This window comes from Photorhabdus sp. CRCIA-P01 (genome assembly GCF_003545805.1).
GTDB lineage: Bacteria > Pseudomonadota > Gammaproteobacteria > Enterobacterales > Enterobacteriaceae > Photorhabdus > Photorhabdus antumapuensis.
The window spans coordinates 1-1,592 of record NZ_NMQR01000159.1 but is presented as its reverse complement, the minus strand read 5'-3'; the positions used below and the strand labels follow the sequence as shown (position 1 = coordinate 1,592).

At 49.1% G+C, this 1,592-nt stretch carries 1 protein-coding gene and 1 pseudogene; both read right to left on the bottom strand.

The genetic code is table 11. The features are described from left to right. The coding region (locus D3222_RS24485; RefSeq protein ID WP_157975446.1) for an IS110 family transposase at positions 1-388 on the bottom strand (388 nt) is incomplete at its 3' end. A gap of 277 nt (positions 389-665) precedes the next feature. Further along, positions 666-1,544, bottom strand: a pseudogene (locus D3222_RS24480) (IS110 family transposase); the annotation flags it as partial. Between the last annotated feature and the right edge of the window lie 48 nt (positions 1,545-1,592).

Sequence of the window (1,592 nt, the reverse complement as noted above, 5' to 3'; positions counted from 1 at the left end):
GAATAGCCCCTTCCCGTATTCGGTGCAATGATTGTAATGATTGCTGCTCTGCACTTTTTATGGGGACACAGTGAATATCSCGTCTTGTGACTGCCATACCGATCGCAGCAGCATCATTAGCATCATTTTTTCCGCCGACAACAAAAGGTTTAACGTATTGGGTTGGCAACAAATGAACCGTGTGCCCCAACTTTGTCAATTCCCGTGCCCAATAATGTGCACTATGGCAGGCTTCGATCCCAATCAGTGCTGGCTCTAGAGTCGCAAAAAACTTCAACACACTATTTCGACGTAACTTCCGTTTAATAATGGCTACGCCACGGTGGTTGGTCCCATAAACTTGAAAAATATTTTTAGCAATATCAAGACCGATGATGAGATTAAGCATAATATCCTCCCAAAACTGGCTAGATTTTATTGATGAATTCCCATCTTACGCCGTGAGGAGCGGGAGTTCATAACATCAGCCTTATTGCAGCTGAGCTGCGGGCCTCAATGTAATCCGCTGACTGGCTCCTCACTCTCCTAACGAGCTTGACGCTCAGAGCATAAATCAGGTTTAGCCAGTCACGGTCTTACCTGTTTCTGTCATCATTATCATTGCCTCAGCAATCTTTCTGCATTCATCCTTATAGTTAAATGTTAAAGTTGACCAGTGAAACGCCTTAATCAGGCCTGACACTGACGTAATCTTTTTGGTATTCCCGCTGATGGGCTACCAATGCCCAAACGGTGCGAGCCAGCTTATTGGCCATTCCTACAATCGCCACACAGACCGGGCGGCGTTTTTTCAGCTCCGTCACCCATGGCGGCGGGGTTTTCGTCAGTAAGGCGGCCACTCTTGCACCGTGAATAAACAGGGTTCTCATGTAGACATCCCCCCGCTTGCTAATGCCCAGTAACTTGACCCGGTCTCCTGTTCCCGTCTGCTTCGGCACCAGACCCAGATAAGCGGAAAACTCTCTGCCTGACCGGAACGCGTGAGGGTCACCCATCGTGGCAAGGGCTGCCGTGGCAATCAGAACACCGACACCGGGGATTTTCATAATTCGTTGGCAATCAGCATGCTGTTTTGCCCACGCATTCAGCGGGTCTTCCACCTGCGCAATTTGCGCATCAATTTCGCTCAAGCGATGGTACTGCTCTTCAAGAAGACTGAGCAGGAAAGGTGCCCGTTTTTCCCTTAGCCGCTCAAGCACTTCGGGCATTGCTTTATCCAAAGCGGTTCTCCCTTTATGCACGGTTTCACCAAACTCCAGTAACAAACCCTGTAATGCATTGATTTGGGCGGTCCGGAATTTCACTCATTGGTAGCGCATCCGGTGTAATGACAGGATGGCTTGTTGTTCTTCATTTTTGATAGCTACCGATTTACCCGGTTGTTGAACCGCCCTCCAAATAGCTCGTGCATCCTGAACATCGTTTTTATTACCCATCCGGAATGCCCGGACAAACCGGGCCTGAAGCAAACGGACTTCATGTCCCTGTTTTCTCAGTTCCCGTGCCCAATAATGCGCCCCACCACAGGCTTCCATACCAATCAGATTTCATGAGTGGATCCTCCAGTCATCGGGAAGCTACAGGCTTCCACT